Origin of the sequence: Gemmiger sp., from assembly GCF_036306485.1 — a bacterium.
Taxonomy (GTDB): domain Bacteria; phylum Bacillota; class Clostridia; order Oscillospirales; family Ruminococcaceae; genus Gemmiger.
On sequence record NZ_JAXJZK010000016.1, the window covers coordinates 133,378 to 148,103 of the forward strand.

The following is a 14,726-nucleotide window of genomic DNA, read 5'->3' on the forward strand; positions in this document are numbered from 1 at the left end:
ATACATTTTGTAAAGGAGAACCCCACATGAGCAAAGTATTGGTCATCGGCTGCGGCGGTGTCGCCTCCGTTGCCATCCACAAGTGCTGCCAGGTCAGCGATGTTTTCACCGAGCTGTGCATTGCCAGCCGCACCAAATCCAAATGCGACGCCCTGGCGGCGGAGCTGGCGCCCAAGACGGCCACCAAGATCACCACGGCCCAGGTGGACGCCGACGACGTGGAGCAGGTCAAGGCGCTGATCCGCAGCTACCAGCCTGATCTGGTCATGAACATTGCGCTGCCCTACCAGGACCTGACCATCATGGACGCCTGCCTGGCCTGCGGCGTCAACTATCTGGACACCGCCAACTATGAGCCGGAGAACACCGACGACCCCACCTGGCGTGCCGCCTACGAAAAGCGCTGCCGTGAGCAGGGCTTCTCGGCCTATTTCGATTACAGCTGGCAGTGGGCCTACCGCAAGCGGTTTGAGGAAGCCGGCCTGACTGCGCTGCTGGGCTGCGGCTTTGATCCGGGCGTCAGCCAGGCATACTGTGCCTATGCCCGCAAGCATGAGTTCGACACCATCGACACCATTGATATTCTGGACTGCAACGGCGGTGACCATGGCTATGCCTTTGCCACCAACTTCAACCCCGAAGTCAACCTGCGCGAGGTCTCGGCGCCGGGCAGCTACTGGGAGAACGGCCACTGGGTCGAGATCCCGGCCATGAGCATCAAGCGGGAATATGACTTTGACCAGGTCGGCCATAAGGATATGTACCTGCTCCACCATGAGGAGATCGAAAGCCTGGCCCAGACCATCCCCGGTGTGCGCCGCATCCGGTTCTTCATGACCTTCGGCCAGAGCTACCTCGACCATATGCGCTGCCTCGAGGATGTGGGTATGCTCTCCACCACGCCGGTCCTGTTTGAAGGCCACGAGATTGTCCCCATCAAGTTCCTCAAGGCGCTGCTGCCCGACCCGGCCAGCCTGGGCCCCCGCACCAAGGGCAAGACCAACATCGGCTGCATCTTTACCGGCAAAAAGGACGGTAAGGACAAGACCTACTACATTTATAATGTATGCGATCACGAGAGTTGCTACAAGGAAGTGGGCAGCCAGGCGGTCAGCTACACCACCGGCGTCCCGGCCATGTGCGGCGCGCTGATGCTGCTGACCGGCAAGTGGAACAAGCCCGGCGTCTACACGGTGGACGAGATGGACCCCGATCCGTTCCTCGACGCGCTGGACACCTACGGCCTGCCGCGCAGCGAGAACCGTCATCCGGTTCTGGTGGACTGATGGCGGCTTTTGTACGGGACCCGCGCCCTCCCTTTGCGCAGCTGGACGCGGGCTCCTATGCCCGCCTGGCGGAGCTGCCCACCCCGAGCTATGTGATTGACGAGCGGATGCTGCACCGCAACGGCGAGATTCTTGCCGGGGTGGCCCGCCGCACCGGCGCCCGGCTGCTGCTGGCCCAGAAAGCCTTCTCCAACTTCAACTTCTATCCGCTGCTGGCCCCCTACCTGGCCGGCACCGAGGCCAGCGGCCTCTATGAGGCGCGCCTTGGCCGGGAGGAGATGCCCGGCAAGGAGGTCCATGTGTTCTGCGCCGCCTACCGGGAGGACGAATTTGACGAGCTGCTGCGCTATGCCGGGCATATCGTCTTCAATTCTCCCGCCCAGCTGGCCCGCTTCGGCCCGGCGGCCCGGGCGGCGGGCAAGAGCGTAGGCCTGCGCATCAACCCCGAGTGCTCCACCCAGCAGGGCCATGAAATCTATGACCCCTGTGCCCCCGGCAGCCGTCTGGGAACGACCCGTGCCCAGTGGGATGCGGCGGTGGAGGCCGACCCCTCCCTTCCGGACCTGCTGGACGGCCTGCATTTCCATACCCTCTGCGAGCAGGATTCCGATGCTCTCCAGACCACGCTGGACGCGGTGCAGCGCCGGTTCGGTGATCTGCTGGCCCGCCCGCAGATCCGATGGCTGAATTTCGGCGGCGGTCACCATATCACCCGACCGGGGTATGACCTGGCCCGGCTGGACCGCTGCATCATCCGTGCCCAGAAGGCGTGGAACGTGCAGGTCTACCTGGAACCCGGCGAAGCCTGGGCCCTCAATGCCGGGTACCTTGTCACCCGGGTGCTTGATGTGACGGGCAGCGGGCCGGTCCGCTCGGCGATCCTCGATATGAGCGCCGCCTGCCATACCCCCGATGTCATCGAGATGCCCTACCGCCCGCCGCTGCTCGGCGCCGCGGACCCTGGCGAACGGCTCTGTGCCTACCGCCTCGGCGGACCGACCTGCCTGGCTGGCGACATGATCGGAGAGTATACCTTCCACGCGCCGCTCCGGGTCGGCGACCTGCTGGTGTTCGGCGATATGGCCATCTATACGACCTGCAAGAACAATACTTTCAATGGAATGCCGCTGCCGTCCATCTACGCCCTCGGCACCGATTCCACCCGCCTGGTCGCGTCGTTCGGCTATGACGACTTCAAGACCCGCCTGGGCACCCCGCATCCGTAACCATAACGAAAACCGCCCGTGAGAGCTGACCTCACGGGCGTTTTTTTATTTTCCAAAAACAAAAAAGCTATTGAGATGTACTATCAAAAATGCTATAATATAAGGAATAATCAGCGATAAAAAAAGCCGGCGGTCTTTCGACCGCGGGCTTTTTTTCTTAAAGTAGGTCACTGTAAGAAAAATCAGCGCTTTTTGTGGTCGCTCAGCCATTTGCAGCGGCCTGCTGACCCTCCGGCTGACCATAAATCGAGACGGCGGACAGTTTGTTGATCTGCTCCCGTTTGAGTTCCATCGAAGGGTGGACATACCGCTGCATGGTGATCGTCACGCTGGAATGCCCCATGATCTCACTCAGGGATTTGATGTCCACGCCATTTTCGACACAGCGGGTGGCAAAGGTGTGGCGCAGACAATGGTAGTTGTAAGCCGGAATCTGTGCCTTGCGCAGAATTCGTTTGTAGCGATTCAGGTAGGTTCTGGGCTCAATGCAGTGGGTGGTTCCCGTGATCAGATACACGCTGTCCGGCTGCCGGTGAGCGGACAGTACCTGGATCAGGAACCCGGGCAACGGAATCACCCGGTTGGAACAGGGGGTCTTGGGCTTTTCGATCAGGACCCGGGTCTTGGCAGCTGCGCCGACGGCGGTATCCTGAATCCGCAGTACCGTTTTGCTGACCGACACCGTTCCTTCTTGCCAATGGAAATCCTTCCATTGCAGTGCACATACCTCGCCGATCCGCAGTCCTGCGTACAGCGAGAGCAGAATTCCCAGGCAGGTGCCGTCTCCTTCCGAAAACAGAACGGCTTCAAGACTTTTTTGTTCCGGCATCGACAGCACCCGAATGGGTTTGGGACGGCAGGCAGGGGCATGAATCTGTACGTTCCGCAGCCCCGGAAGATCCCGCTGGAGCCCGTATTCCAGAATCAGTTTCAGGATGGCTCTCAGATCCGCCACGCTCTTTGCCGAAAGCCCGCCCTGCCCGTCCAGGCGTCCGCTCTGGCGCTTTGCGTTCAAAAAGGATTCCAGTCGTTCGGCAGTCATGGCAGAAAGCGGAAGCGCATCCAGCTCCGGCAGAATCTGACGGTTCAGCGTATTGGAATAGATGGCAAAGGTGGATTCCTTGACCATGCCACGCCGGCTGTCCAGCCATTCCCGGGCCAGCTTGCCAAAGGTGTACCGCCCGCAGCCAGACGCAGACTGACGCTCTCTCTGAAGAAGCTCCTGTTCCCGCTTCTGTTTGACTTCGCGGTAACTCTTGCCGTACAGACACCGGTACCGTGCTTTTCCGTTTTCGTCATATCCCTGAAGATAGCGTGCTTCCCAGCGCCCGTCCTTACGTTTGCGGATATTTTCACCATGTCTTGCCATTTTTCGACTCCTTTCTGAATCCGGTCTCCGCCACACCCCGATTTCTCGAAATCCTACCAGAACAATGACCACAAAAAACTCACAAAAACAGGCCTCAAAACTCGTTAAAACCGTGAATTGATGTTTTTTTCCGCAATTGGCATTGACTTTTCCGCACAAAATTCCTATAATGTTATTTGAAATCACAATTATGGAGTGGTCTATGGCACTCCGTATAGTGACCTACTTTAAGAAAGTGCTGCGGCGAAAGGAGGAAAACGGGGCGTAGCAATCCATCATACAGGTCGGTACCCTGTACACGGCCCGTACCTTAAACCGAAAATATAGCTTAGTATACCCAATTTCTGAATTTTGATAAAGGAAGGTAGGCTGAAGATGAAACCCAAAAAATCATTTGTGGCTCGTTTGGCACAGCCACTCTGCTGGCCGGCTCACTGCTTGCGGTGCCGGCGGCCGCCCAGGGTACAGAGTTTACTCTGACAGACACTGATTTTACAACACAGGGCCAGATGTCCCTTGCTAAAAAGGCATATCTGGAAAATGATGGAACCTATACCATTGAGCTGGGCGCATACTCATTGGGAACCACACAGTCCCAGGAGACGGATGTTCCTTGCGACATTGTTTTGGTGTTGGACCAGTCCACATCAATGAAAAACAATCAGTTCGCAAGCACGGTGAACTATACTCTGTTTAGCGGAACCAATTCTCAGGCCTATGACCAACGGAATGCTCTTTACTATAAGAAGAATGACCAATACTATAAGGTGAAGGTTGAGCGGGTAAATACTGCTATTCTTCCTTTTTCTTGGAAATATAGGTACACCTACAGTTACTCTGATGAGCAGGGAACACAGGTATTCTATACATCGGGTGATAACGCTGCAAACCAATCGGCCCCAGAAGGGCAGCTGTATACCCGAAGCGCTTCTTCCACGACGCCTCTGGAGGCGCTGAAGACAGCTGCACGAAGCTTTATCAAGGAAGTAAACGCACAGGCAACTCAGCAGGGGGTTGATCATCGAATTGCCGTAGTGGGCTTTGCAGATGATCGGCGAAACCATGGCGGCCGGAGAGAACCTGACTACTATTATAACAATACAGAGCTTTTGTCTACTCAAGAGATTGTTAACCTGGAAGACGCTACGAGTGTGAATTACCAGGATGCGTTGGTTCCTGCGACAAACACGGACAGATTGTATACGGCAATTAATCGGCTGGATGCGGATGGTAATACTTATCCGCAGTATGGCCTCGAAATGGCGGATCATATCTTTGAAAATCGAAGCTCAACTTCGGTTACGGTGGATGGCGAGTCAGTCGAACGCAAAAAGATTGTAGTTCTCTTCACCGATGGATATCCGGCTCCGGATGGCCAGGACGACTTCGACTATTCTATCGCAGATGACGCCATTGCCGAAGCCAAAAGCTTGAAAGATAGTGGCGCAACGATTTATACGGTCGGTATCTTCGATGATTCCAATCCTGACAGTGATATCGATTCTAATTTTGACTATGGATCGAGGAACACAGCCTGTCAGACAGTTGCCGCCAACCGGTATATGCATTATACCTCCTCGAATTTCCCGCAGGCGGAAAGTCTGAGAAATGCAGGTCAGAACGGTAACAAGAATGCCGGATATTATATGTCGGCACATGATACGGAGGCCCTGAATAACATCTTTACGCAGATTTCACAGGATGTCAGCAGCACGACGGTTACGTTGAACAGCAACTCCGTTATGCGGGATATTCTCAGTGATGATTTCCGTCTGCCGGAAGGTTTCAGTGCAGATAGTAATGTTACGGTAATGACTCAGACAGGAACCCAGGAAAGTGACAACTCGATTACCTGGGGTACTCCAACAACACTCGAGAATGCTGTTGTTGTTCCGGGCGAAGACGGCAGCATTTCGGTCAGCGGATTCGACTATTCGCAGAATTATATTGCACCGAATCATCCTGGGGCCCGTCTGTTGGTCAAGATCACGGGCATTCTTGCAAAGGATACTGCCTGCGGTGAAGTCTACACCAATAGCCCCGAGTCCGGTATTTATGAGAATGAAGAATCCACGGAGGTTTTTCTGCCCTTCAATCAGCCTAAAGTTATGATTCCGTCCAAGTCTTATGTTCTGGACTATGGCAAGGAGGTCAAACTCTCTTCCGGCGATTGGAATCAGAACTCTGTCACCAGCCTGGATAAGGATGGAATGAATAAGGTTTCCGATACGCCTTCTACGCCTCTTCAGGGTACTTACGGCAATATTGAACAGACGGGAAACGATACGGTGACCTACACGCCGACGAAACTGAACTGGGATGGTGTTGACACCTTCTATTCTCTTGGCAAGACGAGTGATCAGAACACCTGGGCAAAGATCAATGTCATGCCCGCCAACAATGTCTACTACGAGGATACTTTCATCACGAATGAGGAATCTGGTACAGTCGGCATTGTGTATACCGGTACATGGAACGATGAAAGTATCGACGGTAGCGGTACAAATACAGAAAATCCGAAGAGTGACCAGGGCGCTTGGTCTAACACAAATGACCTTGGCGATGACAGAGGAGATTCTGACGGAACTTCGCACATGGTTGATGTTGCTGATAATCAAAAGGCAACCGCTAGCTTCACCTTTACCGGCACGGGTGTTGATGTTTACAGCCGTACAAGCCCGACCACGGGAACAATCTTAGTCCAAGTAAAAAATAAGGCTGGTCAGACGGTAAAAACCAGCATTATCGACACCAAATCCGCCAGTGGAGAGTATTATCAGGTTCCTACATATTCTTTCAGTGGAGAATATGATACCTACACGGTAACGATCAACGTTACCTCTGCAGCGAAAGATCGATACACCTATTATCTCGACGGTATCCGTGTTTATAATCCGATCCAAGACAAGGAGAACGATCCTACCGTTGCCGATGCTTACAGGGAAGAGCAGCTCAATGCTGTCTTCACCAATGCACGCGATATGCTTGAGGATGGTCATGTTGCCTTTATCGATGAGGATGAAACTGGAAAGTCTACCGTTGGCGACTATACAAGCGCTGACATCGGCAAGATTGCTCCGAAAAATGAAATCTATCTTGCACAGGGTCAGTCTATCGTATTGAAAGTCGACTCTGATGCGGGCAGTACGGTTTACCTCGGTATGAAATCTCTTACCGGTAAAGATGTCACGGTTGAGTACAGCGGTGCAGCAGCGTCTGATACCATTTCGCATACCACAGATCTGTATTACAAGGTTACGCCTGATGGTAATGGAACGATTGTTGTGAAGAATATGAGTGAGAATATTCTCTCCATTACGAAGGTACGGGTATCCGGAACTTCTGCGGACACGGAAAATGCTCTTCAGACGATCAGTGCAGATGAGGCCCTGAATGCAGTCGCTTCCTTTGCACTGGCTCCCTCCACGGACGAGGCGGTGAGTGGCGTTACCGAAGAGGAACTGGCAGAGCAGGAGTCCCCTGCGGAAAATGAGACGGAAGAGCCGACGGTTACGGAAGAACCGGAAAATGACCCTGTCGATGTGGTGATTGAAAACCCCGAAGAGCCGGCAGAAAAACCGGCCGCTGACAATTCCATCAATCAGTGGATCAATACGATTTTCAATAGTTTTCGCAACCTTTTTGGCCGCCACTAAGTAGGAGGAACCAAAGATGAAACGCAATTATCAGAAACCCAGGATTGAGCTGGAGTATTTTACACTGAGCCAGAATATCGCAGCAGGCTGCGGTGCGGCACATGACAGTTCGCTTGGCCATCCGAACCAGTGGAGCAAAGAAACCTGTGGATGGGATTTGGGCAACGTGATCCTTTGGATGGAGAACTCGAGCTGTACCTTTCCACTCGGAGAAGATGCGTATGTTGATGGGGTGTGCTACAACAATCCTAATGGCGGTCAGACAATTTTCTCTTCCTGATTCGGCAGATATGCCGCTGACAGCATAATTAAGGGCGGCCAATCGTTTCGTTTGGCCGCCCTTTTTGTAAAGTGAGAAATAGTATGCAGTACCTGTATCACATGGCAGATCTCCGCATTCTTTGTCAGATACCATTCCCGGTGCGTGTTCAAAAAGAGTGCGAAAATTTTGTCTCCGATATGACCAATCAAAACATCGTGGATCAGGATCTTACATTCCGGTTTTGTCCGGTACAAACCCTTGGACCGATCCCTCCGGTAGGGCATTGGGACACCGCAAGGTTCTATTCCCGCTCCGGAACCTACTTCTATACGTCAAAGCAGGGCAGCGCCTATGCACTGGTACAGAAAGATTCCGATGGCAACGGAACGGTGAAGTATCTGGCAGGACACGAAGATTATCTGAACTATTCCACAAACATTTGTGATCTTCTTGGGCTGGAAAGTATTCTTCTTCAGCATCAGGCATTGCTGCTTCATGCGTCGTTTGTCCGTGCCTGGGGACAAGGTGTGCTGTTTTCAGCTCCCTCCGGTACCGGAAAATCGACACAGGCAGAATTATGGAAGCAGTATTTTGGTGCAGACATCATCAACGGTGACAGGGCAATTCTGCGTCTCGAAGAAGGAAAATGGCAGGCGTTTGGTTCCCCATATGCAGGTTCTTCCCGTATCTACCGCAATGAAAAAGCTCCGGTGCGTGCCATTATCGTGCTCCGCCAGGCAAGGGAAAATCATATCAGATTGCTTCCAACAACACAAAGCGTTTTTGCTCTGTTCCCTGAAATTACCATACATCGTTGGGATGAGACCTTTACAGTACAGGCGCTGCAGCTGCTTACGGCGCTGCTCTCCCGTGTGCCGGTCTATCTGCTGGAATGCAGGCCCGACCGGGAGGCGGTGGAGACCGCATCGCGTGTGATTTTTCCTGAAAGGAGCCTGTAAAATGGCGATGAACCTGATCCCCGTTGAACCTCCCATAACCGAATATCTCCACGCCAAGGCGGCACGGGCCCATCTTCCGCTCAGCGGCACGTTTGAACTCACACCGGTCTGCAACATGAACTGCCGGATGTGCTATGTGCGGATGAGCAAGGAGGAGCAGGAGGCCATCGCCCCGCTGCACTCCGCTGCGGACTGGATTGCCCTGGGCCGTCAGGCTGTGGACCGGGGGATGCTCTATCTGCTCCTGACGGGCGGCGAGCCCTTCAGCCGTCCGGACTTTTTCGAGATCATGGCCGGCCTGGAACAGATGGGGCTGCTGATCTCCATCAACTCCAACGGCACGCTGCTGGACGAGGCGGCGGTGGAGGAGCTGCGCCGGCATCCGCCCGTCCGGATCAACATGACGCTGTACGGCGCATCGGATGCCACCTACGAGCGGCTCTGCCGCAATCCGAAGGGATTCACCCAGGCCACGCGGGCCATCCGGCTGCTGCGGGAAGCCGGGATTCTGGTCAAGCTCAACTGCAGTGTGACCCCCTACAATGCCCAGGACCTGCCCGAGATCATGCGCTTTGCAAAAGAGGAGCATCTTGTCGTCCAGGCAACCAGCTACATGTTCCCGCCGCTGCGGCGGGATGCCACGATGGTGGGCAAAAACGACCGCTTTTCCCCTGAGGAAGCCGCCTATTATGCGGCGCGCATCGAGTCGCTGCTGAACGGCGAGGATGCCTTCCTTGAGCGGATGCGCAACAAGGCGCCGGTATCGCTGCCGGTTGAACCCGGCGAGGACTGCAGCATCGAAGGGGAGGGCATCCGCTGCCGCGCCGGCAAATGCAGTTTCTGGGTGACCTGGAACGGCCGGCTGCTTCCCTGCGGAATGCTGCCTGTCCAGGGCGAAAAAGACGTGTTCCAAGTCGGATTTGATGAGGCCTGGGCCGATGCCTCGGCGGCTGCCGCGGCGATCCGTCTGCCCGGCAAATGCCGGGACTGCCCGCTGCGTGACCAGTGCCGCGCCTGCGCCGCAATGGTCTTTACCGAATCCGGAAACTTCCACACCGTGCCGGAATACCGCTGCCGGATGGCACAGGCCTACCCGGACGCATGCCGTCGGGTGGAGGCGGAAATTCTGCAGGCGCGCGGTCTGCAACAGAAGGAAGGATAAGCAATGGCGAGCGAAAAGCAACATAAAATGGACCCGGCGCTGCGCAAGCGTCTGATCCTGACGGTGGGCGGCTGTGCGGCCGTCGTGGTGATCGTCGCGGCCGCATCGGCGCTGACGGTATGGAGAGGCCGGACGGTCCCGGCTTCGGCCACGCCGGAGAGCGCATCCCAAGCCGCGGCCACAGAGGAACCCTCCTCCGCGGACCCGTCGGCCACCATCGCCCCTCAGAGCACCGAGGCACCGGCGTCCTCCGCCGCGGCCTCGTCGGCTGCCTCCTCGTCGCAGAGTCGTGCCACGCCCACCCCTGCGGCCCAGACCCAGGGCGGTACCGACACGGTGCAGGACAACACCCCCGAAAACAATACCCCGGCATCCCAGCAGACCGAGCTTGTCCAGCCCGAACCCACGCCCTCGGTCATCACGCTGCCCTACACGATCCCCAATACGTCACTGGTCGTGCGCAATGTCTCCGGCTATGACGGCGTCTATCTGGAGGACGGTTCGGACAGCGACATCACCGGCGTGGCAGCCATGGTGGTGGAAAACACCGGCTCCACGGGCGTGGAATACGCCGATATCCGGCTGACCCAGGGCGGCACCGTGCTGGAATTCAAGGTCTCGGCGCTGCCGGCCGGCTCGATGGCGGTGGTCCAGGAGGCCTCGCGTCAGTCCCCGGCCAGCGGAGACTATACCGTCTGCACGGCGGATGTCGCCACGCTGGACAGCTTCGGCATGTCCGAGGGCAGCGTGCAGGTCACCGACAACGGCGACAACAGCCTGACCGTGACCAACATCAGCGGCGCGGATATTCCCTGTGTACGAATCTTCTACAAATACTATATGTCGGATGAAAACGCCTATGTGGGTGGCATCGCCTACACTGCCAAGCTGGATAACCTGACGGCCGGACAGTCCGTCACGGTCAATCCGACGCATTACGCCAGCAACGGCAGCAAGGTGGTTATGGTGCGCACCTACGATACCAGTCAGTGAGGGCTGCCATGAAAACGAAGCGGTTGAGCGGACGGCGGCAACAGAACCGCCCCGCCGGTGAACAACGATGCGCGGCGCGGACTTGACGGGCCAGCGCTTCGGAAAGCTGGTCGTCGTCGAAAAAGCGGGCTCCGGTCCCAACGGCTATGCCCAGTGGCGCTGCCGCTGTGACTGCGGACGCGAGATCCTGGCCGAATCCCGGGATCTGCGTCGCGGTGCACGGCAGGACTGCGGCTGCATGGGCAGCAAACCCCGGCGGGATCTGCGCGGCCGGAAATTCGGTCAGCTCGAAGCGGAGGAACCCACCGATGCCCGTACCCCGGACGGGGACGTGATCTGGCGCTGCCGGTGCGGCTGCGGCAATGTGGTCGAGGTGTCCAGCCGGGACCTGCTGCGCGGCCGCAAACAGGACTGCGGCTGCGGTCTGAACCGCAGCATGGAGTGGATCGGCCGGCGCTTCGGCAGCCTGACTGTCCTGAACTATGCCGGCAAGAAAAACCACCGCACCTACTGGCGCTGCCGCTGTGACTGCGGCAATGTGCTGGACGTGCGGGAGAGCTGCCTGAAAAACGGCCACACCACCAGCTGCGGCTGCCGCGCCGACCCGACGCTCTACTGCCATTATGTGGAGGGCACCCTTGTGGAGGCCATCGCTTCCCATACGGTGGCCAAGAACAACACAAGCGGTGTGCGCGGCGTCACGCTGGACCGGCGGACCCACCGCTGGGTGGCCCGCATCGGGTTCCGGGGCAAGACCTACTATCTCGGCAGCTATGAAAAACTGGAGGACGCCCGCAAGGCCCGTCTGAAAGGGGAAGAAATGTACGACGATTTCCTGGACTGGTACGATGCCACGATGGGAAACCGCCCGGCCAAGTCCGGCTAAACCGGACCATGGTCCATGACAGAAAAAGAGCCTGTCCTCCGCGGAGGACAGGCTCTTTTGAATGGAAGCTCAGAAGGCGAACTGGATCACGCAGAAGACGGCATAGCAGAGCAGCAGCACAATGCCCTGTACCCGGGAGAGCTTGCCGCGCAGCAGCGTGGGAATGGTCAGCACCAGCATGACGGCGAACATGACCGGCAAATCCAGCACCAGCGACCGGTTATAGCCGAACAGCGTCGCGGTCTGGGGGATGCTGAAGGGAGCCAGCGTGATGGACACGCCGCTGACCAGCACGAGGTTGAACAGGTTGGCGCCGATGACGTTGCCCAGCGACAGCGTGCTGTGGCCCTTGATCAGCGAGGTGATGGCGGTGACCAGCTCGGGCAGCGAGGTGCCCAGCGCCACAAAGGTCAGCGCGATGACGGATTCCGGCACGCCGAGCGCCTGGGCAATCAGGGTGCCGTTGTCCACCAGCAGGTTGGCGCCCAGCGCGATGATGACGGCGCCCACGACCAGCAGCAGGACAATGCGGTTGAGGGCGGCCTCATTGCCTTCCTCCACCGAGGGCAGGGCAGGCGCGTTGCGCATCTGGCGCACCGTGGTCACCATGTACACGACGAAGAGAATCAGCAGCGCAATGCCCACGATGCGGCTGAAATACCCGACCAGATAGGCGTTGGCGGCGTAGAAGATGGCCGAGGCAAAGAAAAAGAAGACCGGCAGCCGCAGGGTTTTGGGATCGACCTTGCCGGGGCGGATGGCCACGGTGAGCGCCGCGATGAGGGCGGTGTTGCAGATGACCGAGCCGATGGCGTTGCCGTAGGCGATCTCGCCATGGCCGCCGACGGCCGAGGCGGTGGAGACCATGACCTCGGGCAGTGTGGTCCCGATCGAGACCACCGTGGCGCCGATCAGCAGCTCCGGCAGATGGAAGCGACGGGCCAGCGCCGTGGCGCCGTCCACAAACCAGTCGCCGCCCTTGATCAGGCAGACCAGACCGACACAGAAAAGCAGAACGGGAATCAGCATGGGATTGGTTCCTCCTCTTGATGGCATTTGATGAAAAAACGCAGGCCTGTCAGCCCGCATTCCCGCTATTATAGCACGGACAACCGCCATAGGCAAGAGAAAAAAGTACCGCGCCCGAAACAAAGTTCCGAGCGCGGCATACAACAATTATTTTTGACCGTAGTAGGCATTTTTCCCATGCTTGCGGCGGTAATGCTTGTCCAGCAGTGCCTGGGGGGCCGGCATCGCGCTGGGATCGATCAGGCGGGTCAGGGCGGCCATCCGGGCCACCTCCTCCAGCACCGCTGCATGGTAGACCGCCTCGGCCGCATCCTTGCCCCAGGTGAAGGGACCGTGGCTGCGGCAGATCACGGCCGGCATGGCGTCGGGGTCGAGGTGCCGGTGACGGAAGGTATCCACAATGACGGCGCCGGTGTTCTTCTCATAATCCTCGTTGAGTTCCGCCGGCGAGAGATGCCGTGCACAGGGCACCGGCCCGTAAAAGTAATCCGCATGGGTGGTGCCGTAGCAGGGAATGTCCCGCCCGGCCTGGGCCCAGGCGACCGCATAGGGGCTGTGGGTGTGGACGATGCCCCCGATGGTCGGAAAGGCTCGGTACAGTTCCAGATGGGTCTTGGTGTCGCTCGAGGGCCGCAGCGTGCCCTCGACGGTCTCCCCGGTTTTCAGATCGACGACCACCAGGGATGCGGCGGTCAGATCCTCATAGCGGACGCCGGAGGGCTTGATGACGACCAGCCCGGCATCCCGGTCGATGCCCGACACGTTCCCCCAGGTATAGGTGACCAGACCGCGGCGGGGCAATTCCAGATTGGCCTCCAGCACGGCTTCGCGCAGTGATTCCAGCATAATGCAAACCTCCCCAGTTGCAGGCGGCCGGATCCCCGGCACCGCCATCGTTGAAACGGTTGTGGACGGCGTCAGTCCGGACGCCGGACGCAGAGCTGCCAGAAGGCCACCGCCCCGGCGGCCGCCACGTTGAGCGAATCCACCCCGTGGGACATCGGAATCCGCACCGTGTAGTCGCACCGGGCCACGGTGTGGGGGCGCAGTCCGTCCCCCTCGGTCCCCAGCAGGATGGCAAGCCGGTCCTCGGCCGACAGGCGCGGATCGTCCAGACGCAGCGAGTTGTCGTCCAGCGCCATCGCGGCGGTGCGGAACCCCAGCTGGTGCAGCAGGTCCATGCCCCGGTCGGGCCAGTCGTCGGCACAGTCGCCGATCTGCGTCCAGGGAACCTGAAACACCGTCCCCATGCTCACCCGCACGGCGCGGCGGCACAGCGGGTCACAGCAGGAGGGCGTCAGCAGCACCGCGTCCACCCCCAGGGCGGCCGCCGAGCGGAAGATCGCCCCGATGTTGGTGGAGTCCACAATGTCTTCCAGCACGGCCACCCGGCGGGCACCGGCGCAGAGCGTCTGCACATCGGGACAAACGGGGCGGCGCATCGCGCACAGCACGCCCCGGGTCAGCGTGTAGCCGGTCAGCCCGGCCAGTACCTCGCGGTCGGCGGTGTAGACCGGCACATCGGGGCAGCGCTCCAGAATCCCGCGGGCCGGGCCATCAATCTTGCGGCGCTCCATCAGGAAGGAGACCGGCTCACAGCCGGCATCCAGCGCCAGGGCAATGACCTTGGGACTCTCCGCGATGAAGATTCCCTTTTCGGGTTCCAGACGGTTGCGCAGCTGTGCCTGGGTCAGGCGGGTGAACACCGCCAGCTCGGGCGCGCTGAGATCGGTGACGGGCACGATATGGGCCATAAGGGTCCTCCTTTGCAGACACTGTTTCTACTATCCTAGCACAAAACGGCGCCGATGACAAACCCGCCCGGAATTTGTGAAATTTCGTGGAATTTTTCGACGGTTTTTGCGTTTTCCTTACACAAACTGCACAGATTCTGCTAT

General features: G+C 58.0%; 12 protein-coding genes. 8 read left to right on the plus strand and 4 right to left on the minus strand.

All coding sequences use genetic code 11. From position 1 onward, the window contains the following. Positions 1 to 26: 26 nt before the first annotated feature. Both U0L91_RS03945 and U0L91_RS03950 read left to right on the plus strand, forming a co-directional pair. Complete coding sequence (locus tag U0L91_RS03945) at positions 27 to 1,286, plus strand: saccharopine dehydrogenase family protein (RefSeq protein ID WP_330044916.1); 1,260 nt, start codon at positions 27 to 29, stop codon at positions 1,284 to 1,286. After that, a complete protein-coding gene (locus tag U0L91_RS03950; protein ID WP_330044917.1) occupies positions 1,286 to 2,512 on the plus strand; it encodes a carboxynorspermidine decarboxylase in 1,227 nt (408 codons plus the stop codon). The genes U0L91_RS03945 and U0L91_RS03950 overlap by 1 nt, the downstream gene beginning before the upstream one ends. Positions 2,513 to 2,714: 202 nt before the next feature. Here the strand turns inward: U0L91_RS03950 and U0L91_RS03955 are convergent, their stop codons facing one another. Further along, positions 2,715 to 3,881: a tyrosine-type recombinase/integrase gene (locus tag U0L91_RS03955; RefSeq protein WP_330044918.1), complete on the minus strand. Its 1,167-nt coding sequence runs from the start codon at positions 3,879 to 3,881 to the stop codon at positions 2,715 to 2,717. A 509-nt stretch (positions 3,882 to 4,390) separates the two neighbouring features. Between U0L91_RS03955 and U0L91_RS03960 the strand changes: the two genes are divergently transcribed. The 6 genes from U0L91_RS03960 to U0L91_RS03985 all read left to right on the plus strand — a co-directional run bounded on the left by U0L91_RS03960 (position 4,391) and on the right by U0L91_RS03985 (position 11,799). Next, positions 4,391 to 7,537, plus strand: coding sequence for a vWA domain-containing protein (locus tag U0L91_RS03960; RefSeq protein WP_330044919.1), 3,147 nt, complete (start codon positions 4,391 to 4,393; stop codon positions 7,535 to 7,537). A 16-nt stretch (positions 7,538 to 7,553) separates the two neighbouring features. Then, a complete protein-coding gene (locus U0L91_RS03965) occupies positions 7,554 to 7,817 on the plus strand; it encodes a hypothetical protein (protein WP_330044920.1) in 264 nt (87 codons plus the stop codon). Positions 7,818 to 7,900: 83 nt separating this feature from the next. Next, positions 7,901 to 8,758 (plus strand): hypothetical protein, encoded by an 858-nt coding sequence (locus tag U0L91_RS03970; RefSeq protein ID WP_330044921.1) that lies wholly within the window; start codon positions 7,901 to 7,903, stop codon positions 8,756 to 8,758. A 1-nt stretch (position 8,759) separates the two neighbouring features. Further along, positions 8,760 to 9,920, plus strand: coding sequence for a radical SAM protein (locus U0L91_RS03975; RefSeq protein ID WP_330044922.1), 1,161 nt, complete (start codon positions 8,760 to 8,762; stop codon positions 9,918 to 9,920). Between the two features lie 3 nt (positions 9,921 to 9,923). Next, complete coding sequence (locus tag U0L91_RS03980) at positions 9,924 to 10,913, plus strand: hypothetical protein (RefSeq protein ID WP_330044923.1); 990 nt, start codon at positions 9,924 to 9,926, stop codon at positions 10,911 to 10,913. Positions 10,914 to 10,980: 67 nt separating this feature from the next. Next, a complete protein-coding gene (locus U0L91_RS03985) occupies positions 10,981 to 11,799 on the plus strand; it encodes an AP2 domain-containing protein (protein WP_330044924.1) in 819 nt (272 codons plus the stop codon). A gap of 69 nt (positions 11,800 to 11,868) precedes the next feature. Here U0L91_RS03985 and U0L91_RS03990 read toward each other — a convergent pair whose 3' ends face one another. From U0L91_RS03990 to U0L91_RS04000, 3 genes are all read right to left on the minus strand, one after another. After that, complete coding sequence (locus U0L91_RS03990) at positions 11,869 to 12,828, minus strand: calcium/sodium antiporter (RefSeq protein WP_330044925.1); 960 nt, start codon at positions 12,826 to 12,828, stop codon at positions 11,869 to 11,871. A 147-nt stretch (positions 12,829 to 12,975) separates the two neighbouring features. Beyond that, positions 12,976 to 13,674 (minus strand): L-ribulose-5-phosphate 4-epimerase, encoded by a 699-nt coding sequence (locus U0L91_RS03995; protein ID WP_330044926.1) that lies wholly within the window; start codon positions 13,672 to 13,674, stop codon positions 12,976 to 12,978. A 71-nt stretch (positions 13,675 to 13,745) separates the two neighbouring features. Beyond that, positions 13,746 to 14,582 (minus strand): TrmH family RNA methyltransferase, encoded by an 837-nt coding sequence (locus U0L91_RS04000; RefSeq protein WP_330044927.1) that lies wholly within the window; start codon positions 14,580 to 14,582, stop codon positions 13,746 to 13,748. Positions 14,583 to 14,726 lie beyond the last annotated feature (144 nt).

Coding starts and splice junctions, on each gene's coding strand:
- U0L91_RS03980 (WP_330044923.1), top strand. CDS start 9,924: ATGGCGAGCGAAAAGCAACATAAAATGGACCCGGCGCTGCGCAAGCGT.
- U0L91_RS04000 (WP_330044927.1), bottom strand. CDS start 14,582: ATGGCCCATATCGTGCCCGTCACCGATCTCAGCGCGCCCGAGCTGGCG.
- U0L91_RS03960 (WP_330044919.1), top strand. CDS start 4,391: ATGTCCCTTGCTAAAAAGGCATATCTGGAAAATGATGGAACCTATACC.
- U0L91_RS03970 (WP_330044921.1), top strand. CDS start 7,901: ATGCAGTACCTGTATCACATGGCAGATCTCCGCATTCTTTGTCAGATA.
- U0L91_RS03965 (WP_330044920.1), top strand. CDS start 7,554: ATGAAACGCAATTATCAGAAACCCAGGATTGAGCTGGAGTATTTTACA.
- U0L91_RS03950 (WP_330044917.1), top strand. CDS start 1,286: ATGGCGGCTTTTGTACGGGACCCGCGCCCTCCCTTTGCGCAGCTGGAC.
- U0L91_RS03985 (WP_330044924.1), top strand. CDS start 10,981: ATGCGCGGCGCGGACTTGACGGGCCAGCGCTTCGGAAAGCTGGTCGTC.
- U0L91_RS03990 (WP_330044925.1), bottom strand. CDS start 12,828: ATGCTGATTCCCGTTCTGCTTTTCTGTGTCGGTCTGGTCTGCCTGATC.
- U0L91_RS03995 (WP_330044926.1), bottom strand. CDS start 13,674: ATGCTGGAATCACTGCGCGAAGCCGTGCTGGAGGCCAATCTGGAATTG.
- U0L91_RS03975 (WP_330044922.1), top strand. CDS start 8,760: ATGGCGATGAACCTGATCCCCGTTGAACCTCCCATAACCGAATATCTC.
- U0L91_RS03955 (WP_330044918.1), bottom strand. CDS start 3,881: ATGGCAAGACATGGTGAAAATATCCGCAAACGTAAGGACGGGCGCTGG.
- U0L91_RS03945 (WP_330044916.1), top strand. CDS start 27: ATGAGCAAAGTATTGGTCATCGGCTGCGGCGGTGTCGCCTCCGTTGCC.